General features: G+C 70.9%; 19 protein-coding genes. 7 read left to right on the top strand and 12 right to left on the bottom strand.

Translation table 11 applies throughout. The features are described 5' to 3' along the window. Positions 1-253: 253 nt before the first annotated feature. Genes AB0I04_RS06955 through AB0I04_RS06940 form a run of 4 tightly spaced genes read right to left on the bottom strand, consistent with a single transcriptional unit; the run spans position 254 to position 4,137 of the window. Positions 254-892 carry a hypothetical protein gene (locus tag AB0I04_RS06955; protein WP_360880330.1) on the bottom strand — a complete coding sequence of 213 codons (639 nt, stop codon included), beginning with the start codon at positions 890-892 and terminating at the stop codon, positions 254-256. Positions 893-908: 16 nt separating this feature from the next. Next, entirely contained in the window at positions 909-2,192 is a 1,284-nt protein-coding gene (locus tag AB0I04_RS06950) for an ABC transporter permease (protein WP_360880327.1), read from the bottom strand. Then, on the bottom strand, positions 2,189-2,923 hold the full coding sequence (locus tag AB0I04_RS06945) for an ABC transporter ATP-binding protein (protein WP_360880324.1): 735 nt from the start codon (positions 2,921-2,923) through the stop codon (positions 2,189-2,191). Before AB0I04_RS06945 ends, AB0I04_RS06950 begins: the two co-directional genes overlap by 4 nt. After that, on the bottom strand, positions 2,920-4,137 hold the full coding sequence (locus AB0I04_RS06940) for an HlyD family efflux transporter periplasmic adaptor subunit (protein WP_360880321.1): 1,218 nt from the start codon (positions 4,135-4,137) through the stop codon (positions 2,920-2,922). Before AB0I04_RS06940 ends, AB0I04_RS06945 begins: the two co-directional genes overlap by 4 nt. Positions 4,138-4,327: 190 nt before the next feature. Here AB0I04_RS06940 and AB0I04_RS06935 point away from each other — a divergent pair, with 190 nt between their 5' ends. Further along, the gene (locus tag AB0I04_RS06935) at positions 4,328-5,803 is read left to right on the top strand and encodes an efflux RND transporter periplasmic adaptor subunit (protein WP_360880318.1); all 1,476 of its coding nucleotides are present in this window, start codon (positions 4,328-4,330) and stop codon (positions 5,801-5,803) included. A 985-nt stretch (positions 5,804-6,788) separates the two neighbouring features. Here the strand turns inward: AB0I04_RS06935 and AB0I04_RS06930 are convergent. From AB0I04_RS06930 to AB0I04_RS06920, 3 genes are all read right to left on the bottom strand, one after another. Next, complete coding sequence (locus AB0I04_RS06930) at positions 6,789-8,402, bottom strand: trypsin-like peptidase domain-containing protein (RefSeq protein ID WP_360880315.1); 1,614 nt, start codon at positions 8,400-8,402, stop codon at positions 6,789-6,791. Between the two features lie 707 nt (positions 8,403-9,109). Beyond that, positions 9,110-10,582: a HAMP domain-containing sensor histidine kinase gene (locus AB0I04_RS06925; RefSeq protein ID WP_360880311.1), complete on the bottom strand. Its 1,473-nt coding sequence runs from the start codon at positions 10,580-10,582 to the stop codon at positions 9,110-9,112. Next, positions 10,582-11,277, bottom strand: coding sequence for a response regulator transcription factor (locus tag AB0I04_RS06920; protein WP_360880308.1), 696 nt, complete (start codon positions 11,275-11,277; stop codon positions 10,582-10,584). Before AB0I04_RS06920 ends, AB0I04_RS06925 begins: the two co-directional genes overlap by 1 nt. A gap of 292 nt (positions 11,278-11,569) precedes the next feature. Here AB0I04_RS06920 and AB0I04_RS06915 point away from each other — a divergent pair, with 292 nt between their 5' ends. Further along, complete coding sequence (locus AB0I04_RS06915; RefSeq protein ID WP_360881032.1) at positions 11,570-12,295, top strand: phosphatase PAP2 family protein; 726 nt, start codon at positions 11,570-11,572, stop codon at positions 12,293-12,295. A 486-nt stretch (positions 12,296-12,781) separates the two neighbouring features. On the opposite strand, the gene AB0I04_RS06910 is transcribed toward AB0I04_RS06915, so the two are convergent. Beyond that, positions 12,782-13,018 carry a hypothetical protein gene (locus tag AB0I04_RS06910; protein WP_360880306.1) on the bottom strand — a complete coding sequence of 79 codons (237 nt, stop codon included), beginning with the start codon at positions 13,016-13,018 and terminating at the stop codon, positions 12,782-12,784. Continuing rightward, entirely contained in the window at positions 13,015-13,872 is an 858-nt protein-coding gene (mca, locus tag AB0I04_RS06905) for a mycothiol conjugate amidase Mca (protein ID WP_360881030.1), read from the bottom strand. Before mca ends, AB0I04_RS06910 begins: the two co-directional genes overlap by 4 nt. A 256-nt stretch (positions 13,873-14,128) precedes the next feature. On the opposite strand from mca, the gene AB0I04_RS06900 reads away from it, so the two are divergent. Together AB0I04_RS06900 and greA are read left to right on the top strand one after the other, a co-directional pair. After that, the gene (locus tag AB0I04_RS06900) at positions 14,129-14,494 is read left to right on the top strand and encodes a DUF4307 domain-containing protein (protein WP_360880303.1); all 366 of its coding nucleotides are present in this window, start codon (positions 14,129-14,131) and stop codon (positions 14,492-14,494) included. Positions 14,495-14,627: 133 nt separating this feature from the next. After that, positions 14,628-15,128: a transcription elongation factor GreA gene (greA, locus tag AB0I04_RS06895; protein WP_360880300.1), complete on the top strand. Its 501-nt coding sequence runs from the start codon at positions 14,628-14,630 to the stop codon at positions 15,126-15,128. A 522-nt stretch (positions 15,129-15,650) separates the two neighbouring features. Here greA and AB0I04_RS06890 read toward each other — a convergent pair. Further along, entirely contained in the window at positions 15,651-16,118 is a 468-nt protein-coding gene (locus tag AB0I04_RS06890) for an Lrp/AsnC family transcriptional regulator (RefSeq protein WP_360880297.1), read from the bottom strand. A gap of 159 nt (positions 16,119-16,277) precedes the next feature. Here AB0I04_RS06890 and hppD point away from each other — a divergent pair, with 159 nt between their 5' ends. The 3 genes from hppD to AB0I04_RS06875 all read left to right on the top strand — a co-directional run bounded on the left by hppD (position 16,278) and on the right by AB0I04_RS06875 (position 20,610). Continuing rightward, positions 16,278-17,453: a 4-hydroxyphenylpyruvate dioxygenase gene (hppD, locus tag AB0I04_RS06885; protein ID WP_360880294.1), complete on the top strand. Its 1,176-nt coding sequence runs from the start codon at positions 16,278-16,280 to the stop codon at positions 17,451-17,453. Positions 17,454-17,607: 154 nt separating this feature from the next. After that, positions 17,608-19,035: a M1 family metallopeptidase gene (locus AB0I04_RS06880; protein WP_360880291.1), complete on the top strand. Its 1,428-nt coding sequence runs from the start codon at positions 17,608-17,610 to the stop codon at positions 19,033-19,035. A 96-nt stretch (positions 19,036-19,131) separates the two neighbouring features. Then, positions 19,132-20,610, top strand: a complete 1,479-nt coding sequence (locus AB0I04_RS06875; protein WP_360880288.1) for a M1 family metallopeptidase — start codon at positions 19,132-19,134, stop codon at positions 20,608-20,610. 79 nt (positions 20,611-20,689) lie between these two features. Here the strand turns inward: AB0I04_RS06875 and AB0I04_RS06870 are convergent, their stop codons facing one another. Beyond that, positions 20,690-21,466, bottom strand: a complete 777-nt coding sequence (locus AB0I04_RS06870) for an ABC transporter permease (protein WP_360880285.1) — start codon at positions 21,464-21,466, stop codon at positions 20,690-20,692. A 4-nt stretch (positions 21,467-21,470) separates the two neighbouring features. Then, a complete protein-coding gene (locus tag AB0I04_RS06865) occupies positions 21,471-22,421 on the bottom strand; it encodes an ATP-binding cassette domain-containing protein (RefSeq protein ID WP_360880282.1) in 951 nt (316 codons plus the stop codon). Positions 22,422-22,431: the final 10 nt, after the last annotated feature.

The raw sequence follows: 22,431 nt of genomic DNA, 5'->3' as shown, positions 1-22,431 counted from the left end.
CCCAAGCCGATGCGGGCAGGGGCCGGTGACCTACGGCGGAACGGACCGAGGGCTGCGCCCAAGCCAACGCGGGCAGGGGCAGGTGACCCAAGACGGATCGGTGCCCCAAGGCGGGAACGGACCGGGGGCGGTGCCCCTGGACGGCCGCCGGTCGTGGTCGAAGTAGTCCCCTCTGTAGGACCCCGGCACGTGGCCCACAGCGGCCCCCAGCGCAGCCGTGCGCCGGGGGCTCACTCAGGGCAGGCGCCCCGTCTCAGTGGTTCTGGGTCACCGTGGTGGCGGTCACGCTGCCGTCCTGGCCGGGCGTGCCCTGGACGACGACGGGCGCGCCGGTCTTGAGGTCGGTGAGCTTCGCGCTCTTGATGACGGAGACCTTGGTGGAGCCGGTCGTCTTCACGCGCACGATCCCGTTGGCCGTCTGGACGTAGATGACGTCGCCGTCGACGAGTTTGACCGTGCCGGTCGTGCCCGCTCCGCCGGAGGCGGCACCGCCGCCCGCGCCCGGGGCGGTACCGGGCGCCGCGCCGCCCTGGCCCGTCCCTCCCTGGCCGAAGCCGCCCTGGCCGAACGCGCCGCGCTGGCCCGTTCCCCCGCCGAAGCCGGGGTAGCCGCCCCCGCCCTGGCCGGATCCACGCGCGAACTGGGCGAACCCGGCGGGCGACTGCTTCGTGCCCCACTGCTTGTCCGCCTGCACTCCACCGACGAAGCCGGCGACGACCAGCACTCCGGCCGCGAGGAACGCGGTGGCCGAGGGAATCCGGCGGGCCGGCCGAGGCTCGGCGGCCGCGAGTTCCTCGGCCAGGTCCCCGTCGAACGGCGAGGTGCGCAGCAACTCTTCCGGCGGCACGTCATCGAGCGGTGCGTCACTGCCCTTGCGCCGTGTACCAGGCATGGTTCTTCCTTATTCGCTATTCGTGGCGGAGTGCTTCGATGGGCCGGAGCTTGGCCGCGCGGTTGGCCGGGTAGCTGCCGAAGAACAGGCCGATCGCGACCGATACGCCGAGCGCCAGCGCGATCGAGGACGGCACGATCACTGGCTGCACACCGACGACCTTGAACTGGCTGCCGATCACGCCGGCGGCGACCCCGAGGAGCCCGCCCAGGAGGCTGAGCACGGTCGCCTCGACGAGGAACTGGCCGAGGATGGCGCCGCGCGGCGCTCCGATGGCCTTGCGGATGCCGATCTCGCGGGTCCGTTCGGTGACGGTCACCAGCATGATGTTGGTGATGCCGATGCCACCGACCAGCAGGCTGATGGCCGCGACCGCGCCGAGCAGCACGGTGAACGTCCGGCTGCTGCTGCTGATCGCCGACTGCAGGCTCGCCTGGTTCAGGATCTGGAAGTCGGCGGTGTTGGAACCGGTGATGTCGTGCCGCTGGTTCAGGATGTCGGTGACCTCGGTCTGCGCGGTGTCCACCGCCTTGGGCGTCTTGGCCTGGACGACGATCTGGTTCAGCGCCCCGTAGCCGGTCAGGCTCTGCTGAACGACCGGCAGCGGCGCGATCGCGACGTCGTCGGCGTCCTGGAAGCCGGACGAGCCCTTGGTCTTCAGGACCCCGACGACGGTGAAGTTCACCCCGCTGACGGTGATCTGTTTGCCCACCGGGTCGACCGTGCCGAACAGGTCCTCGGCCACCGTGTTCCCGATGACCACGACCTTGCGGCCGTTCAGTACGTCGTCGTCGGTGAAGTACGTCCCCCGGGCCACGGGGTCGTTGGAGGCCTCGAAGTACGCCGGGTAGGTGCCGACGAACTGCTGGATCGCGTGGGCGGTCCCCTCGTACGTCGAGTTCACGGACGATGAGGTGACCACCGGCGAGACGGTCTTGACAGAGGGGGCGTTCGCCGAGTCGGCCAGGGCGCGGGCGTCCTCGACGGTCAGGGTCTTGGCCTGCGCGCGCGGCCCGGTCTGCTGTTGTGCCCGCCCGGCGGCGCCGCCTCCCCCGCCGAAGAGGCGGGCGAACCCCCCGCCACCGCCGCCGCGGCCGCCCGCGGTGGACGGCATGACGGTCAGGGTGTTCGTGCCGAGCCGTTCGATGTTCTTCTGCACCTGCTGGGACGAGCCGTTCCCGACCGCCACCAGCATGATCACGGCGCCGACGCCGATGAGGATGCCGAGGGTGGTCAGGCCGCTGCGCAGCTTGTTCGCGGCCAGCCCGCGCAGGGCGAACCGGAGTACTTCCAGCGTCATCGGGCGTCCGCCCCCATCCCCGCCGGTCCGTACGGCGGACCGGCCACGGGGGCCGTACGGCGGTCCTCGACGATGCGCCCGTCGACCAGCCGGATCACCCGCTTGGCACGGCGCGCGACGTCGTCCTCGTGAGTGATCAGCACGATGGTGCGGCCGTCGCCGTTGAGCCGGTCGAGTACGCCCAGCACGTCGGCGGTCGAGCGGGTGTCGAGGTTGCCGGTGGGTTCGTCGGCGAGCAGGAGCGCCGGCGCGGTGACGAGAGCGCGGGCGACGGCGACGCGCTGCTGCTGGCCGCCGGACAGCTCGTTCGGCTCGTGGCCGACACGGTCGGCGAGGCCGACCTGTTCCAGGGCGGCGAGGGCCCGCCGCCTCCGCTCCGCGGCCTTCACGCCGCCGTACGCGAGCGGCAGCTCGACGTTGGCCAGGGCGCTCATCCGCGGGATCAGGTTGAAGGACTGGAACACGAACCCGATGCGCCGGTTGCGCAGGATCGCCAGCCGCCGGTCGTCGAGCGCGCCGACGTCCAGCCCGTCGAGGAGGTACCGGCCTCCGGTGGGCACGTCGAGGCAGCCCAGGATGTTCATGAGCGTCGACTTGCCCGAGCCGGACGCCCCCATGATGGCGACATAGTCGCCCTCGTCGACGGCGAGGCGGACGCCGCGCAGCGCGTGCACCGCCGTGTCGCCCGCCCCATACACCTTGGTCACGTCCTGGACGTCGAGGACGGTCACCCTCGGCCTCCGGCGCCGGCACCGCCGCGGGCGCCGCCGATTCCGCCCCCGCCGCCCACGCCGGGGAAGCGGCCCGACGGGAATCCGCCGGTGCCCGTCGTCGCGGTGGACGTGAGAACGACCTGGTCGCCGTCGCCCAGCCCCGACGTGATCTGGGTGCCCTGGTCGCCCTGGACGCCGGTCTGCACGAGCCGGATCGCCTGCTTACCGCTCTGCAGCACGGTCACCGTGCTGCGGCCCCCGGCGGTCCGGACGGCGGCGGTCGGGACGTACAGCACGTTCTCCGCCCGCGAGGTGGTCACCCTGACGGTGGCGGTGGCGCCGATGCGGAGGCCGGTGGGCGGGTGGGTGAGCGAGACGGTCACGCCGTACTGCACGACGTTGTTCGATGTGGTCGCGGTCTGGTCGATCTGGGTGACCTTGCCGGCCGCCTGGGCGTTCTGGACGGCGTCGAAGGTCACGCTCGCCTGCTGGCCCTTCTTGACCTTGGCGACGTCGGCCTCGGTGAAGTTCCCGGTGACCACGAGCTTGGAGGTGTCGGCGATCGTCATGAACCCGCCGCCCGACCCACTCGAGGAGCCGGCCGAGCCGCCCGAGCCGCCGGAGCCGCCGGAGCCGCCGCCCGACCCGCCTCCGGAGCCCGCGGAACCGCCGGAACCGCTGGAACCGGACGATCCAGACGTTCCGGCCGACCCGCTGGTCGATCCGCTGGAGGAGCCGCCGACCGTTCCGTTGACCGCGACGATGGTGCCGCTGAACGGCGCGGTGAGTTCGGTACCTTCCAGGGCGCGCTTGGCATTGTTGTAGGACGTCTTCGCCTGCATGTACGACGAGTAGCCCGAGGCCGTCGACGTGTCACCGGCCTCGGCTGCGTCGAGGGCGGCCTGCGCGGCCTCGAGGTTGTCACGGGCGTTCGCGTCGTCGACGGTGGCGAGCACCTGGCCCTTGTCGACCTTGTCGCCCACCTGAACGTTGATCTTGTCGACGGTGCCGCTCGTGGTGAACGAGAGGTCGCGGGACTTGGCGCTCGCGACCGTGCCGGAGGCCGACACCGAGGCGACGATGGTGCCACGGCTCACCCGGACGATCCGGCCCGGCGACGAAGCGCCCGCGTGATCGTCCAGCGAAAGGTACGCGAACCCGGCACCGCCGATGAGCACCACGGCCAGCGCGCCGTTGATCAGCACGCCACGGCGATGGAGGAGGGATTTCACTCGCCACAGCGTCCCGGAGACTGCTTGGGCGAACCTGATCCGACCCTGAAAGCTTTCTGTGAGCCCGTACGGCCGTCGCGCCGGCGCCGAGGCCACGACCAGTGGCCGGCCGCGCTCGGAGAGCCCGCTTTCAGCGAACTCTGAGGATGGGTTCGGGTCCCTGTGACCTTCATCCGCCAGGATCCGACGCGTGAATCGGCCGACCATGCGCGACCTTCGGAGACCACCGTGGCTCACCGCCGGAGCGGTGGTCATGCTGACGACCGGGGTGGTGGCCGTCGGCGACACCTCCGCGAGCGGCACGGCGTACGCCGTGGTGCGGCGCGGGGACGTGACGGCGACGGCGGGCGCCGCGGGGAGCGTACGGAGCGCGAACACCCGCGATCTCGTCTTCGGCACCTCGGGAACGGTGAAGGAGATCGGCGTCGCGCCGGGCGCCCGGGTACGGGCCGGCCAGGTCCTCGCCCGTCTCGACGACACCGCGGCCCAGGAGCAGCTGGAGGTCGCCGACGCCGCGCTCGCGGCTGCGCAGAGCGCCTACACCGACGCGCTGAACGGCGTGTGCACGGGCTCCGGCGGCGCCGGCGGCTCCGGGACGGGGAGCGGGTCCGGCGCGGGGAGCGGGTCCGGGAACACCGCCGCGGCCGGCGGAAGCGGGAGCGCGGCCGGATCGACGGTACAGACGGCCGGTTACCAGCATCCTCGCCCGACACGGACGCCCACCCCGCAGCCCACCAGCACCTCGCCCACCCCCACACCAACGCCGACTCCCACTCCGACCTCGCCGACGCCCACCCCCACCCCGACGCCCACCCACACGCCGCGGCCGACCGGGAGTCCAAAGCCGACCGGGTCTCCCCGGCCCACCGGCCATCCCAGGCCGAGCGGTCACCCCAAGCCGAGCGGTCACCCGACGCCCGGCGGCCATGGGGCGCACGGCGGCAAGCCCGGCTCGGGCGGTGGTAGTCCCGGCGGCGGTGCGGGCAAGGGAGGCGGCTGCCAGGCGGGCGCGGCCGAACAGGCCTCCGCCAAGGTCACCCAGGCCCAGGTCGACGCACGACAGGCCGAGCGCACGCTGTCCGCGACCACACTCAAGGCCCCCATGGCCGGCACCGTGCTGTCGATCGCCGGAACGGCGGGCTCCCAGGTCGGCACGAGCGCCGGCGGCTTCATCACGCTGGGCGACCTGACCGACCTCCAGGTGCGGGCCCTGTTCTCGCTCGGCGACGTCGAACGGCTCAAGCTCGGCCAGCGGGCGACGATCGGACTCGGAATGTCGACGAACGGGCAGTACTCCGGCACCGTCACCGGCATCGACCCGGCGGCCACCACCAGCGGCAACCTCGCGCGGGTCGGCGTGAACATCTCCCTCGACGACCCGCCGGCCGGCGTGCTGGTCGGCATGAGCGCGACCGTCGATGTCGTGACCGCACAGGCCGAGAGCGTGCTGTACGTCCCCTCGGACGCGGTCCGAGCCGAGCCCGACGGCACGGCCACCGTGCTCGTACGGCACGACGGACGCACCATCACCCGGACCGTACGTCTCGGGGTGCGAAGTGACCGATACGTCGCGGTCACCGGCGGCCTGTCCCCCGGCGACCACGTGGTGATGCCGACCGGCACCGGCACGGACGGCTTTCCGGACGGCACCTTCCCCGGCGCCTGACGGCCTCCGGCCCGTCTCGAAGCCAGACGCTGCTCCCGCCTCCGGCTACGGTGCCGACGAGATCGATCGCCCGTGACCGATGGACGGAGCCCCAGGCCGCCGTGGCACCCACGCCAGGTCGGCCGCGCCAGCCCCCTGGGATCGGCCGCGCCAGGCCCCCGGGTCGACCGCGTCAGGCCGGCCGACTCGACCGCGCCAGCCCCTCAGAGTCGGCCGCGTCAGGCCACCAGGTCGACCGCGTCAGGCCGCCGGATCGGCTGCACCGTCCCCGCCCGCGCTGACACGGGTCGGTCCGGTCCTGTCGCCCGGTGCCGGTATCAGTGTGCGTCGGCGTCCTGGTCGGGGCCTGGGGCGCGTCGGATACGCGACCGTCAGCGACGCCGCCTCCGCGCGTTTTCGTCGGTTGGGGCGACAACGCGGCGAGGCGCGCCCTGGATGCCGCGAAGCCGGACAGAGATCCATCGGACGCGCTCTGGCACCCGGCGAACGATGCCTCGGATGGTCGAGGCTCCCTCACCGGGGCCGTACGCGGTATCGAGTCAGCCTCGCCCAGGCCGTACGGTGAGGTGCCCGAAAGCCTGGCGGACCGAGAGTTCACCGCGACGGCCGTGCCTGGACGTCTGCCTCGTCCGCGGTGATCGACGCCCCGGCGTGTGCACGGTTCACGACGTCCGCTGGCCCGGCGGACGGCTTTCGGGGCCGGCGGCCATCGGAGCGGTCTCCGGGGACGACCGCCTGACCGTCGGCGGTCACCAGCCGGCGTCGATGGCGGTTGCTCGTCGAGCCGGTCTGCGGAGGGGGCCATGTCGTGGCGGGCACCGGCCTGGTCGGGGCCGGACAGACCGTGCGCAATCCCGTCGGCATGGAACTACGTGCGCTGCATGCGGCTGCGCGCGGACGCGGGCGGCCCGGCGAAGAGGGTCCCTGTGTGGGACGCTCTCCGCCGGGCCGTCCGGACGGTTCCCCGCCCGACGCGTCGCTCGGGTCAGCTGCCCGAGTTGGACGCGAGGGTCACGCTGGCCGTGTGCTTGCTGCCGTTCCGGACGTAGGTCAGCGAGATCTTGTCGCCGGGTTGGTGTCCGCGGATCGCCGCGGACAGGGTCTGCGCGTCGGTGATGGCCTTACCGTCGGCCTGGGTGACGACGTCGCCCTGCTGAAGGCCGGCCGATGCCGCCGGCGTTCCCTTCTGTACGCCCGCGATCAGGGCGCCCTGCTGGTCGCCGGCCGCGTCGGACAGCGAGACACCGAGATAGGCGTGCGTGGCCTTACCCGACTTGATGAGCTGGTCGGCGACCTGCCGGGCGGTGTCGATCGGGATCGCGAACCCGACGCCGATGTTTCCGTTGCTGCCGCCCGAGGTGGCGATCGCCGTGTTGATGCCGATGACCTGGCCCGAGGCGTTCACCAGCGGACCGCCGGAGTTGCCCGGGTTGATCGCCGCGTCGGTCTGGATCGCGTCACCGATGGTCGCCGACGAGCTGTTCGACTGGCCCTGCCGACCCCCGAACCCGGGAGGCTGCTGCTGCTCGTTGTCGCCCTCGTTGAGGGTGCGGTGCATCGCGCTGACGATGCCCGAGGTCACCGACCCCTCCAGGCCGAGCGGGCTGCCGATCGCCACCACCGGATCGCCGACCTGCAGTTGGTCGCTGTTGCCGAGTGTCGCGGGCTTGAGCCCGGACACGCCGGCCGCCTTGATGACCGCGAGGTCCGTCGACGGGTCCGTGCCGAGCACGGTGGCCGACGCCTTCTTGCCGTCGTTGAAGTTCACCGAGATCTGGCCGCCCTGGGCGGCGTCGGCCACGACGTGGTTGTTGGTGAGGATCACGCCGTCGGAGCGCAGGATGACCCCGGATCCCTCGCCCTGGCCGGTCTCGGTGGTCACCGTGATGGACACGACGCTCGGCTGTACCGCCTGGGCGATGGCCGCGATGCCGGTGGCGCTCTTGTTGGAGGCCGGCTGGACGGCGGTCGGGCTCGCGAACACGGTGCGGCCATTGTCGATCAGCGCCGCGACGGCACCGCCGGCGATTCCCCCCGTGAGTACCAGGGCGAGCGCGACGCCACCGGCCGCCGCCCGCCGCCGTGCCGTCCACCAGCCGGACGGCTTCGCCTCCGCCTGCTGGTGGTACGCGTACGGGCCCCCGTAGGGCGGCGCCTCAGCCCCGGAACCGTACGCGCCCGGGGACGGTCGCTCTCCCAGCGCACCGTACGCCGCCGCCTCCTGCGGCGCCCCGTACGGCTGATCGTCGCGGCCGTCGTGTGCCTCCTGTCCCGGCTGCGTTCCCTGAGGCCCGTACGCCGCCTCCTGCGGCGCGCCGTACGGCTGATCGTCGCGGCCGTCGTGTGCTTGTGGTCCAGGCTGCGGTCCCTGCGGGCCGTACGCCTGCGGCCCGCCCTGCGTCTCGTGCGCCGGCGATGCCGGGGTCCCCGGTCCGGGGCGCTCCCCGTACGGCGGCTGCTCGGATGGTGGCCAGGAGCGGACGTCGTCGGGCCGTGCTTCGGATGTGGACGAGGAACCCGTCCGTGACTCCACGGATGGTGTCGTCCCGGCCTGCGACTCCTCGGGACGCTCGCCCGCGGGCCGGTCGTGGGTTTCCATTGCTTCGTCCCCCAAAGTCCGTACTTTGTCTGACTCTTTGAGGATGGCCGCCCGGGCTGGAGCGCTCCTGAGGCGACCCTGAAAGTTCTCCCAATAAGGCCCTGATAAGAGCCGAAGACGGCCGGGCCCGGGAGGAACGGCCGCACTCGGCACCCCGCCGCATCGTCGTCGCAGGCGACGACGGCCTCGCATTGCCGGCGCCCGCATGGCCGACGGCCTCGCATATATACGCGGTCGCGTGGGCGATGCCCGTCGGGCAGCCGCGTCCGCGTACAGCTTGCCCGCCTGACTGAAGAGCTCGAGCGGCGGCTCGATCGGGGTGGCGGCGTGTGCGCTGGTCATCGAGCATGGCGTCGGGCGGTGAGTCGGCAGCCACGGCCGCGCAATGCTCGGCGTCGGCGCCGGCGCGGCCTGAGCCGCCGCAAGATTGCTGCGCGGCCGGGTGCGGCGCGCTCGACGGCGGCGGGCCGGCGCCGTGCAACCGGGCCGCGCGGCTGTGCCGCGACGGACGCGCCGCCCGCCTCATGAGGGCGCCGGCGACAGAGTGGCGACCAGCCAGCGGGCGCCACGCGGGGTCCACGAGCCGGATCGGCGGCCCGCAGATGCCGTCGGCGTCGAACGGCGGCCGATCCTGCTCCGGGGCCCGCCGTTCTCGTCTCCGGCCCGAAGGGACGTCGGAGCCCGGCTGGAGCCTGGAGGCCCGCCTGTTACGTACGGGCCGCCTCGGCCGGATCCGCGTCGATCGCGTCCGGGTCGAGCGGAAGGGTGACCAGGAAGGTGGCGCCGCTGCCAGGGGCCGTCTCCACCTCCACCACGCCGCCATGGGCGTGGACCAGTCCGGCGACGATCGCCAGCCCCAGACCGGTACCGCCCCGGCCCCGCGCGGGATCCGCGCGGTAGAACCGCTCGAACACCCGCTCCGCCTCCTCGGGTGGCATGCCCGGCCCCTGGTCGGCTACCTCGAGTGCGGCCGCGGGAGCGTCGCCGAGCCGACCGGAGCGTACGGTCACCTCGATCGGTGTGCCGGCGGGGGTGTGCTGCAGCGCGTTGCTCAGGAGGTTGCGGATGACCTGCCGCAGACGTAGCTCATCGCCGGTGACGATGAACGCCGAACCGCTGCGCACCGAGAGCGTGATCTCGCGGTCGCGGTCCAGCACGCGCGCGTCGTGGACGGCGTCGGCGGCCAGCGCGAGCAGGTCGACGGGACGCATGTCGAGGGGGCGCTGCTGGTCGAGGCGCGCCAGGAGCAGCAGGTCGTCGACGAGCGCGCCCATCCGGACCGCCTCGTCCTCGACCCGGCCGATGAGCTTGTCCAGTTCGGCGCGGTCGACGTCGCCGCGCTGACGGTAGTACTCCGCGAATCCCCTGATCACGCTGAGCGGCGTGCGCAGTTCGTGGCTGGCGTCGGCGACGAAGCGGCGCATCCGCTCCTCGGACTCGCGGGCGGTGGCCTCGGACCGCGCCTGCGCGTGAAAGGCCGACTCGATCTGGGCGAGCATGCCGTTGAGGGCGTCCCCCAGGCGGCCGACCTCCGTACGCGGGTCGGCGTCGGGCACACGGCGTGACAGGTCGCCCATTGCGATGGCGGCGGCCGTGTGCTCGATCCGTTCGAGGGACCGCAGGCTGGCGCGCACGATGGCGATCCCGAGCCCGGCGACGAGGACGAGGACGACGCTGCCGACGATCAGTTCGACGCCGACGAGCCTGCCCATGGTGTGCCCGACATCGGTCAGGTCGGTGCCGACGACGATGTAGGCGCTTCCGGCCGGCAGGACGTACACGCGCCAGCGAGCGTCTCCGCGCACCGCGCCGATGGTCACCGATCGCTGAGCGTGCTGATCCAGCCAGGCCGGGTCGTCCGGGACGGCGGGGTCCGGCGGAGCGGGCCCCCAGAGCGGAGGAGGACTCTTCTCACGGATCTGCCCCTGGGCGTCGCGTATCTGCACGACGGATCGGCCGATCGGGCCGGGTAGGTGCTTGCCGGAAAGGGCCGCCGCGACCGCGCGGCCGGCCGTCTGGTGCAGCTGATCATCAGCCTTGCGCACCAGGTAGTAGCGCATCGCCGAGACGCTGACCACTCCCACCGCGATCAGCGCTAGGACGACCAGCGCCAGCATGGTCGCGATGAGCTTGATCCGCAGGGGGGTCCGGGCGGACAGGCTCCGTACCCAGACGGTCATCAGCGTTCCGGCGGCAGGCGCAGCACGTAACCGACACCGCGCAGCGTATGGATGAGGCGCGGGCCGAGCTTGTCGAGCTTGCGGCGCAGCACCGAGACGTAGGACTCGACGATGCCCGTGTCGCCGCGGAAGTCGTAGTCCCAGACGTGGTCGAGGATCTGCGCCTTGGACAACACGCGATTGGCGTTGGTCATGAAGTAGCGCAGCAGCTTGAACTCGGTGGGCGACAGCTGGATGGGCTTGCCCGCCCGCCACACCTCGTGACTCTCCTCGTCCAGTTCGAGGTCGGCGAAGCTCAGCCGGGGCGGGGGCTCGGCCGGGCCGCCCTGGGCACGGCGCAGCACGGCGCGGATGCGCGCGATGACCTCTTCGAGGCTGAACGGCTTGGTGACATAGTCGTCCCCGCCCAGCGTCAGCCCGCGGATCTTGTCCTGAGTGGCGTCCCGCGCGGTCAGGAACAGCACGGGAATGTGCGCCCCGCCGCCGCGCAGCCGCCGGATGACGTCGAAGCCGTCCATGTCGGGCAGCATGACGTCCAGCACGATCAGGTCCGGCCGGCGCTGCAGGGCGACCTGGACGGCATCGGTGCCGCCGGTCGCCGTCGCCACCTCGAATCCCGCGTACCGCAGACTGCCGGACAGCAGCTCGAGGATGTTGGGTTCGTCTTCGACCACCAGGAGACGCGCTTCGCTCACCCCTCCATAGTGACCTGCGGAGTTGAGGACTACCTGAAGGCCTCCTGAGAGCCTCCTCGTGAGACACCACGGGACCCCTGGGCCCCTGCGGGGAATGAAGTAGGTAGATGTACGTTACACATAACACCGTTTCATGAGGGTACCGAGCGACCTCGACCAGAGGTACGACGGCGGAGGGGGTCCCGCATTGGTGACGAAAGTTCCCCGGGTGTATTCGGCACCACCCCCGCTTCAGGCCGCCTCCTTCCGGACCCGTAGCCGTTGGTGGCGAGAGGTGCTCCTGCTCTTGGCTGTGTACCTGATGTACGACGGAGTGCGCGTGCTGGTGGCCGCCGGCCACGGGCAGGCGCTCGCCGACGCGCATCACGTGCTGGGCATCGAGCAGGCTCTGCGCGTCGCCCACGAGCGCACCGTCAACCACGCCGTCTCCGCCTGGCCGATCCTCGGCGTCACGATGTCGTACGCCTACGCGACCCTGCATTACCTCGTCACACCGATCGTGCTCGTCTGGCTCTGGAAGAAGCGCCCCTGGCAGTACGCGCGGGCCCGTACGACCCTTGTCGTGGCCACGCTGCTCGGGCTCGTGGGATTCTCGCTGTTCCCGACGGCCCCGCCGCGGATGCTGCCCGGCTTCGTCGACACGCTCGCGAAGTACCAGGACTGGGGCTGGTGGTCCGGGGATGCCAGCGCGCCGAAGGGCCTGGGCGGGCTGACGAACGAGTTCGCCGCGATGCCCTCGCTCCATGTGGGCTGGGCGGCCTGGTGCGGCTGGCAGATCGCCCGCAACACCGTCCGCCGGTGGCTCCAGGTCGTCGCGGTCGCCTACCCGGTCTTCATGGTCGCCGTCGTGATCGGGACGGGCAACCACTACCTCGCCGACGCCGTCGCCGGGCTGGCCGTGATCGTCATCGGAGCCGGGATCGCCGGCCGGCTGGATCGCCTTCGCGACCGCACGCCGTCGGCCGCGATCCCGGAGTATCCGCCTCGCCCTGACCCGGCCGCCCGGTCGCTCACCTGACCCGGCCGCTCGGGGGCACACGACTCGCGCCGCACGCACCGGTCTGGCCGCCCCTCGCCGCGCTGGTCGCGCCGCGATGCCGGGTCATCGCGCCGGTCGTCGCGCGGAGCCGGTCGCTCTGCCGCGCCGGCCGCCCCTTGGCGCCGGTCCCATCGCGGTGCCGGCCGCCCTGCCGGCCCGGTCGCCGCGTGGAGTCGGTCGCCTCGCGGCGCCGATCCCGTCGCGCCGGTCGACTCGCCGGCCGCCTCGCGGCGCCGGCCCCGTCGTGGTGCCGGTTCGCCACGCCGGTGGCCGCGCGGCAACGTCTCGCCGTACCGGTCACCGCGCGAAGCCGGTCACGCCGCCGCGCCGATCGTCGCCCGGCAACGTCCCGCCGTGCCGATCCGGTCGTGGTGCCGATCCGGTCGTGGTGCCGATCCGGTCGTGGTGCCGGCTCGCTGCGCTGGTCGCCTCGCCGCCGCGGGAAGGTCTGCCGCGAGCGAGAGGTCAGGCGTCGCGCTCGTCCTCCTTGGACTCGGCGCTCTCCTTGGACCGGGCGCTCTCCTTCTGCCGGCGCTCCCAGTCGGCCTGCCGGAGCTCTTCCTCGCTCGGGGCCTCGATCTTCCGGATCTGCTTGTTCATCGAACGGATCAGGAAGAAGAGCGTCAGGCCCAGTGCCGCGACGATGAAGAAGGCCACCACGCCAGGGGTGACCTGGTCTTCGTTGACGGCGAGAACCATCATGGCAGACACACCTTTTCCCGGACGCCGGCGAACAGGTCGTCCTCCGGCAGCTCCGTATCGACCAGGGAACGCGCCAAATGGTAGTCCTCGGTCGGCCATGCCTCACGCTTGATGTCCGTCGGGCAGGCGAAGAAGGGGCCGTTCGGGTCGATCTGGGTGGCGTGCGCCAGCAGCGCCTGATCGCGCACCTCGAAGTAGTCGGCGCACGGCACCTGCGTGGTGATCTCCCACTGGAGCGGGCGGTCCTGCCAGCGCTTGAGCATCTCGGCGTACGGCGACTCGAGGCCAGCCTTGATCATCGCCTCGTGCTCGGCCTCGAACCGCTTCTGGTGGAAGGTCATGTGGTAGTAGAGCTTCAGCGGCTGCCACGGCTCACCGGCGCCGGGGTAGCGGTCGGGATCGCCGGCCGCTTCGAAGGCCTCCACCGAGACCCTGTGGCACATGATGTGATCCGGGTGGGGATAGCCACCGTTGTCGTCATAGGTCAGCACGACGTGCGGCCGGAACTCCCGCATGGCCCGGACCAGCGGCTCGCTCGCCACCTCGAGCGGCTGCAGGGCGAAGCAACCCTCCGGCAGCGGCGGCAGCGGGTCGCCCTCGGGCAGCCCCGAGTCGACGAAGCCAAGCCACTGCTGCTCGACGCCCAGGATCTCGCGCGCCTTGGCCATCTCCTCCATGCGCACCGCCGCGAGGTTGGCCTTGATCTCCGGCTTCTCCATCGCCGGGTTGAGGATGTCGCCGCGCTCACCCCCGGTGCAGGTGACCACCAGCACCTGAACCCCCTCGGCGGCGTAACGTGCCATGGTGGCGGCACCCTTGCTGGACTCGTCGTCCGGATGAGCATGGACGGCCATCAGGCGCAACGGCTCCGAACCGGTCGATACCTCGGACAACGTAGGCTCCCCGTGAGCGTAAGGTCGTAATCGTCGCGTGCGCGGCCACCGGATCGCCGGAGGCCGCTCCCGCCGAGAAGGATTCTTCCGGAGAACACCGGACCCCCGCACGGAGATTCCCGCGCGCGGACACGGTAACGACCGCCACCGACATTCGAGGGAGGGATGCGGTGTTCGCCCTCGGTCCCACCCCCGAGGCGGCCACGCCGCGACGCCGATGAGCACGAGCAGTACCGCCCGCAAGGGCAACATGGTGGCCTACGGGGTCATCGGCGTGTTCGTGGCGGTCTGCGCCGTGGGCTGGGCGATCATCGTGGGATACTCCGAGGGCAAGCCCGGCGTGACCCCGGAGGTAATCTCTTTCCAGCTGGCCGACCGATCGGCGCGCGTGCACTACCAGGTCAGCAAGCCGAAGGGCGAGAACGTGCGCTGCGCGATCGTCGCGTACGGCACCGACCACGGCGAGCTCGGCCGGACCGAGATCACCATCCCGCCGGGGACCGGCAGCGTCGAGAGACACCAGGAGCTGCCGACCTCCGCACGCGCCACATCCGTGACCGTCACGGACTGCCGAACAGGTTAAAAAGGGTTCCCCGCCGGGGAACAAACATGAACGTCATAACGGCATAAAGCTCTCGTCCCTCGGCTACTTCACGTTCAAATGCCGGTAGCCTAGAGAGTTCAACGGCCGCACTTCATGTGGATGAGGAGTACCCGTGACCGAAACCCGCAATGAGAACGTCACCTGGCTCACCCAGGAGGCGTACGACCGGCTCAAGGCTGAGCTGGACTACCTCACGGGCGAGGGCCGGATCGCGATCGCGCAGAAGATCGAGGCCGCTCGCGACGAAGGGGATCTGCGGGAGAACGGCGGATACCACGCTGCCAAGGAGGAGCAAGGCAAGCAGGAGGGCCGCGTCCTCCAGCTCCAGCAGATCCTGCAGAACGCCCGCGTGGGCGAGGCCCCCCGCACCGAAGGCGTGGTCGGACCCGGCATGACCGTGACCGTGCAGTTCGTCGGCGACGACGAGGAGGTCACGTTCCTGCTGGCCTCCCGTGAGGAGAGCGGCGCCCCGATCGACGTCTACTCCCCCAAGTCCCCGCTCGGCGCCGCGATCAACGGCAAGAAGGTCGGCGAGAAGGCCAAGTACACGCTGCCGAACGGGCGCGGCATGCAGGTCGAGATCCTCGACGCCACGCCGTACGTCGGCGGCTGATCCACCTCTGATCACCGGCTTGGGTCGTCCGGCGCCGGCCGGATCCTGGCTCTGGGCCGGCGCGTTCAGCGTGGGCGAAAAAGGTCCACGCTGAGGACGGCCGGACGGTCGTATCCGTCATTGCCCGCACGCACGTGGCGTGCGGGGCAATGACGCTCGCCAGGGCCGGACGCCGGTCTTATGCGGACTTCGCCTCGGATCGGACGCCCATCTCAAATCAAACCTTCACCTCGGCCCGGACACCGGCCTCAGGTCGGACCTTCGCCTCGGCCCGGACACCGGTCACCGGTCACATTCCGGACCCATGCCTCGGATCGGACGCCAGCCTCAGGCCGAATGTCCGTCATATGCCGGACCCTCGCCCCAGGCCGGACGCCCGTCACATTCCGGACCCTCGCCTCGAATCGGACGCCAGCCTCAGGTTGGACGTCCGTTATACGCCGGACCTTCGCCTCAGGCCGGGCGCTCGGCTTATGCCGCCTTGCCGCAGGCCGGACCGTCGCCGCGGACCGGACGCCGGGCTCAGGGTCGGGCGGCCGCTCGTACCAGGGGCAGTGTCCGCTGCGGAACGGGCGTGGCCAGCGCGATGACGGTCGACGTCCGCTGGACGCCCTCCACGTCGACGATCTGGTCGATGACGCGCTGGAGATCCTGGTTGCTCCGCCCCACGATGCGGCACAGCATGTCGCCCCCGCCGGTGATCGTGTGCACCTCGATCACCTCGGGGATCGCCGCCAGCCGGTCGGCGACGGGGTCGTGGCCACCGGCCTGCCTGATCTCCAGGGTGACGAACGCGGCGACCTGGTAGCCCAGCGCCGCGGGGTTCACGTCCGGTCCGAACCCGCGGATGACTCCGCGCTCCTGGAGCCGGTCCAGCCTCGCCTGCACGGTGCCGCGCGCCACGCCGAGCCGGCGTGAGCACTCCAGCACACCGGTGCGCGGCTCCTCCGTGAGCAGCCCGATCAGCCGGGCGTCCAGGTCATCGATCATGTCGCCCTCTCGGCCACCTGGTCAGGGTGTACAGATATGCCCCTGCCTCCCCGCGCATACTGTACAGGTTGTGCAGTGAAGTCGACGCGCCTTGCGCACTATGTAGCCGACGATCGACATTGTGGGGGAACGTCGCTCACTACCGCGCAGGGAGTAACCATGACCGACGTAGCCGAGCAGAAGGACCTGACGCCGGAGCAGCGCACCGACGACCGTGGGGCACCGCAGGCGCGCCGCGAGGACCCGTTCCCCGTCAAGGGCATGGACGCCGTCGTGTTCGCCGTGGGCAACGCCAGGCAGGCGGCGCACTACTACTCGACCGCGTTCGGGATGCGGTGCGTCGCGTACAAGGGGCCGGAGACCGGCAGCCGGGACGAGGCCGCGTACGTGCTGGAGTCCGGCGGCGCGCGGTTCGTCCTCAAGGGCGCCGTCCGCGCCGGCACCGACCTCGGCCGGCACGTCGCGGAGCACGGCGACGGCGCGATCGACCTGGCCATCGAGGTGCCGGACGCCGAGACGGCCTACCGGCACGCTATCGCCCAGGGCGCGCGGAGCGTCGAGGCCCCGCACGTCCTCGAGGACGACCACGGCAAGGTCGTGATCGCGGCCATCGCCACCTACGGCGAGACACGGCACTCGCTCGTCCAGCGGACCGACTACTCCGGCCCGTACCTGCCGGGATACGTCGCGGTCGACCCCATCGTCGCGCCGCCCGCCAAGAGGCACTTCCAGGCGATCGACCACTGCGTCGGCAATGTCGAGCTCGGCAAGATGGACGAGTGGGTGGAGTTCTACCAGCGCGTCATGGGCTTCACCAACATGAAGGAGTTCGTCGGTGATGACATCGCCACCGAGTACTCCGCTCTGATGTCGAAGGTCGTGGCCGACGGCACCAGAAAGGTGAAGTTCCCGCTGAACGAGCCGGCGATCGCCAAGAAGAAGTCGCAGATCGACGAGTATCTGGAGTTCTACGGCGGCCCCGGCATGCAGCACATCGCGCTGGCGACGGGCGACATCCTGCACGCGGTCGACGCGATGCGCGCGGCGGGCGTGGAGTTCCTGAACACGCCCGACTCCTACTACGAGGACCCGGAGCTGCGCGAACGCATCGGCGAGGTCCGCGCGCCGATCGAGGAGCTGCAGAAGCGCGGGATCCTGGTGGACCGAGACGAGGACGGCTACCTGTTGCAGATCTTCACCAAGCCGGTGCAGGACCGACCGACGGTCTTCTTCGAACTGATCGAACGGCACGGCTCACTCGGATTCGGCAAGGGCAACTTCAAGGCGCTTTTCGAGGCGATCGAGCGCGAGCAGGAACGCCGCGGAAATCTCTAGTCGGCGAGCCGGCGGCAAAGCGGAGATCGACCGCAATCGGCCGGTAAAAAGTCGCCAAAGCGGGTGCCGCCCGATCCGGTAGACCCCCTTCCCGGGCCGGATCGGGTAAAGCGCCGAGTTGCCCATATCGCCGTTTTGCCGTCAGGCTGGGTCGGTGAGCCATGCGTCCCGGATCATTGCGAGCGCGCTGGCCCTCAGCGTCCTCACCGCCTGCTCGGACAACGGCGACCCTGCGCGGTCACCGGTGTCGCGGGTGGCCTCCGCGGCCCCGGGCGTCGGGGCCGCCAGCGTGGGAGACCCCTACACCCCTGGTGACGGCAACGGCGGCTATGACGTACGGAACTACGACCTGGACCTGCGCATCAAGCCACGCGCCACTCCCGAGCTGGCCGGGACCGCGACCGTCACCGCGGTCGCGACGGACCGGCTGACCCGCTTCGACCTGGATCTCAGCGGGCTCACCGTCTCGAAGGTGACGGTCGGCGGCGCGGCCGCCTCGTACACCCGGAACGGCAGCGAGCTCGTCGTCACCCCTCGTACGTCGATCGCCCGGGGTGGGAACTTCACCGTCCAGGTGGAGTACTCCGGGAACCCGCACGCGATCAACGATCCGGTACTCGGCAGGTACGGCTGGCTCCCCACCTCCGACGGGGTCTTCACCGGCGACGAGCCGAGCGGGGCGCACACGTGGTTCCCCTCCAACGACCACCCCGCGGACAAGGCGACGTTCGGTTTCCGCGTCACGGTTCCGCGCGGGCTCACCGCGATCGCCAACGGCCGGCCGACCGGCACCCGTACCACCGGTGACTCGACGACCTACTCCTGGCGCGAGGACTCCCCCATGGCGACCTACCTGGCCATGGTCGACGTGGGACGGTTCAAGGTCCGTACCGGCCGTACGCCCGGCGGCATCCCGATCTACGCGGCCGTCGATCCCGCGATCACGACGACGACCGTGGACAAGCTGTACGACACGACCGCGCGCGTCACCGACACGTGGGCGAAGCTGTTCGGCCCGTACCCGTTCGGCTCCACCGGAGGCGTCGTCGACGACGTCCAGGTGGGCTTCGCCCTGGAGACCCAGACCAAGCCGGAGTACGGCGGGCCGATGGGCGGCGATCCCACCACCATCGCCCACGAGCTGTCGCACCAGTGGTTCGGCGACAGCGTCACCCTCACCCACTGGAGCGACATCTGGCTCAACGAGGGCTTCGCCACATACGCCGAGTGGATATGGGGCGAGCGGAACGGCACCGGGCCGTCGGTGCAGACCCAGTTCGACCAGCGGTACCGGCAGACCGACAGCCCGGACCTGTGGTCCGTGCCCCCCGCCGCGCCCGGCCGGACCCGGCTGTTCGGCCGTTCGGTGTACGAGCGCGGCGCGATGACCCTGCACGCCCTCCGGCAGAAGGTCGGCGACGCGACGTTCTTCGCGATCCTGCGGGCCTGGACGAGTCAGCACCGGCACGGGAACGCCACGACGCCGCAGTTCATCGCGCTCGCCGAACGGATGTCCGGTAAGGATCTCGGCCGGTTCTTCCAGGTGTGGCTGTACGGGACGACGCGGCCGACCACGTGGTGATAGACGAAGCGGCCTTGTGGTGCGTGGTGACAGAGAGCATGCTGTGTCCCGCGTTGCCCCTCGGGCGTTGTGCTCAGAAGACAACTGGAGAGTTGCATGGCGAGGCTTACCCCACGAGCTCTGTCGATCGCCGCCATCGTGGCGGCGGCCGGTCTGCTCACCCCCCTTTCCGCCGCCGAGGCCCAGAGCGGCTTCACGCCCGGCGCACCCGGCGCCGGGGACCCGTACTTCCCCGACATGGGGAACGGCGGCTACAACGCCCGGCACTACAGCCTGTCGCTCGCGTACGACTCCGGCACCAAAGCGATCAATGCGCACGCGAAGATCTTCGCGACCGCCACGCAGAACCTGTCCCGGTTCGACCTGGACTTCCTCGGCCCGCTCAAGATCAGCAAGCTGACGGTCGACGGGCAGGCGGCCGCGTACACGCGCACCGGCGCGCAGGAGCTCGTGATCACGCCCCGGCACGGTCTGCGCAAGGGACGCGCGTTCACCGTCGACGTCGCCTACTCCGGCGTGCCCCAGATGATCAACGACAAGGCGCTCGGCGTCTCGGGCTGGATCGCCACCCACGATGGCGCCGTGGCCCTGTCGCAGCCGTTCGGCTCGGCGACCTGGTACCCCGTCAACGACAGCACCGGTGACAAGGCGACCTACGACTTCACCATCACGGTGCCGAAGGGCCTGAAGGCGCTCGCGAACGGCGAGCCCGCCGGCACCGGCACGCACGGGTCGACGACCACCTACCGCTGGATCGACCGGCAGCCGACCGCCAGCGAGCTCGTCATGGTGGCGATCGGCCACTTCGACGTCAAGGACACACGTACGCCGAGCGGCCTGCGCAACATCACCGCGGTCGACCCGGCCGCGGTGAAGGCGGCGGCCCGTACCACCGCGTCGGAGAGCACCGACCGGCGCCGCCTTCCCGCGGTCTCTGTGGCCTCCCCCTCCGGTGACTTCAACACGGCGACCGCGAACGTCGTCGAGTGGGAGCAGAAGCTGTTCGGCCGTTACCCGTTCGGCTCCGTCGGCGGCATCGACGTGCTCGCCCCGAACGTCGGCTACTCCCTGGAGACCCAGGGCCGTCCGGTCTACGCGCGGCGCGCCGCCGGTGCGCTGCCGAGCGCGGACCTGCTCGCGCACGAGCTGGGGCACCAGTGGTTCGGCGACTCCGTCACGCCGGCGCAGTGGAAGCACATCTGGCTGAACGAGGGGTTCGCGACCTACACCGAGTGGCTGTACAGCGAGCAGCACGGCGGCAAGACCGCGCAGCAGCTGTTCGACGAGGCGTACGCCTCCGCGAAGACCGACTGGAGCGGCAAGGTCGCCGACCCGGGCCGTGACCACATCTTCGACGACCTCGTGTACACGCGCGCCGCGATGACGATCCACCAGATCCGCAAGGCCGTCGGCGACGAGACGTTCTTCAAGCTGATCAAGGCGTGGCCGGCGGCGCACCGCTACGGCAACGACACGACGGCGCAGTTCATCGCCTTCACCGAGCACTTCACCCACAAGGACCTGGACAAGCTGTTCAAGGCGTGGGTCTACTCCGCGGGCAAGCCCGCCCTCTGAGCGGGACCACGGCGCCAGAACGACCGCGACCCGGCGGCCTCATTCGAGGCCGCCGGGTCGTTCGCTTCGGCCGTGGTGCTCAGCGGCTGGCGGCCTTCTTGTACTGGCGGACGCCGAGGGACAGGAAGACCAGCGTGATGCCGACGATCCAGGCGGCCGACTGCAGGGCCGGCGTGGCGATGGCCCGCCCGTGGCCGTAGAACATGGCCCGCAGCGCGTCGTTCATCGTGGTCACGGGGCTGTACCGGACGGCGTCCTGGAGCCAGCCGGGCAGACTGTCCATGCCGACGAACCCGTTGCTCAGGAAGGTCAGCGGGAAGATCCAGATCATGCCGGCCATGTTGGCCGCCTCGACCGACTTCACGCCCAGGCCGATCACCGTTCCGATCGAGGAGAACGCGAACGCGAAGGCGATCAGCAGCAGGATGCCGCCGAGCGCCGGCGCCACGCCGTTCTGGAACCGGAACCCGACGGCGTATCCGGCCGCGACCATGATGAGCAGCGTGAGGGTGTTGCGGGCCGACTCCGCGACCAGCCGGCCGACCAGCACGGCCGACCGGGCCATCGGCAGCGACCGGAACCGGTCGATCAGCCCCTTGTGCAGGTCGTCGGCGAGGCCGACGGAGGTGCCCGCGGTGGCGAACGCCATGGTCTGCACGAAGATCGCGGGCATCATGTAGTTCTTGTAGTCCATGCCCGGGATCTTGATCGCGTTGGCGAAGACCACCGTGAACAGCAGGATGAAGATGATCGGCTGCATGATCGAGAAGAACAGCAGCTCGGGGATCCGCGTCGTGTGCTTCAGGTGACGCCGGGTGATGACCGCCGCGTCGGCGACGGCGTACGGGACGCTCATGGGATCACTTCTCCTCGTCGGCGACGTGACCGGTCAGGGACAGGAAGACCTCGTCGAGGGTGGGACGGCGAAGCGCCAGGTCCTGCGCCTCGACCCCCGCGGTGTCCAGCTCGCGGACGACCTCGGCGAGCGCGCGGGTGCCGCCCGTGACCTGAACGGTCACCAGGTGGCTGTCCTCGTCGACGACCGGCTCGTCGGTGGCGACCCGGCGCAGCGCGGTGGCGGCCTTGGCCAGTTCGGACCGGTCGGCGACGGTCAGCTCGACGCGCTCGCCCCCGACCTGCGCCTTGAGCTCGTTCGCGGTGCCCGTGGCGATCACCTTGCCCTGATCGATGATCGCGATGTCGTCGGCCAACGCGTCGGCCTCTTCGAGGTACTGCGTGGTCAGCAGCAGCGTCGAGCCCTCGCGGACCAGCTCCCGGATGACGTCCCACATGCCGAGGCGGCTGCGCGGGTCGAGGCCGGTGGTCGGCTCGTCGAGGAAGATGACCTGCGGGCGCGCGACGAGGCTCGCGGCGAGGTCGAGACGCCGGCGCATCCCGCCGGAGTAGGTCTTCGTGACCCGATCGGCCGCGTCGCTCAGGGCGAACCGGTCGAGCAGCTCCCCGGCGCGATCCCGGGCCGCCCTGCCGCCCAGATGGTAGAGCCGGCCGACCATCTCGAGGTTCTCCCGGCCGGTGAGGTGCTCGTCGACCGCGGCGTACTGCCCGGACAGCCCGATGATCTTACGGACGGCGCCGGGCTCCCGGGCGACGTCGTGACCGGCGATCGAGGCGCGCCCCGCGTCCGGTCGCAGCAGCGTGGTGAGGATTCGTACGGCCGTGGTCTTGCCCGCGCCGTTGGGGCCGAGCAGACCGAGAACGGTGCCGGCCGGCACCCGCAGGTCCACGCCGTCCAGCGCGGTGACCTTTCCGTAGTGCTTGACCAGGCCTTCGGCAACGATGATGTCGGACACGTGGTCCCCC

It is taken from the genome of Actinoallomurus sp. NPDC050550 (assembly GCF_040655075.1).
GTDB lineage: Bacteria > Actinomycetota > Actinomycetes > Streptosporangiales > Streptosporangiaceae > Actinoallomurus.
Note: the sequence above shows the minus strand (reverse complement) of the source record. Positions and strands in the feature narration are given on the sequence as shown.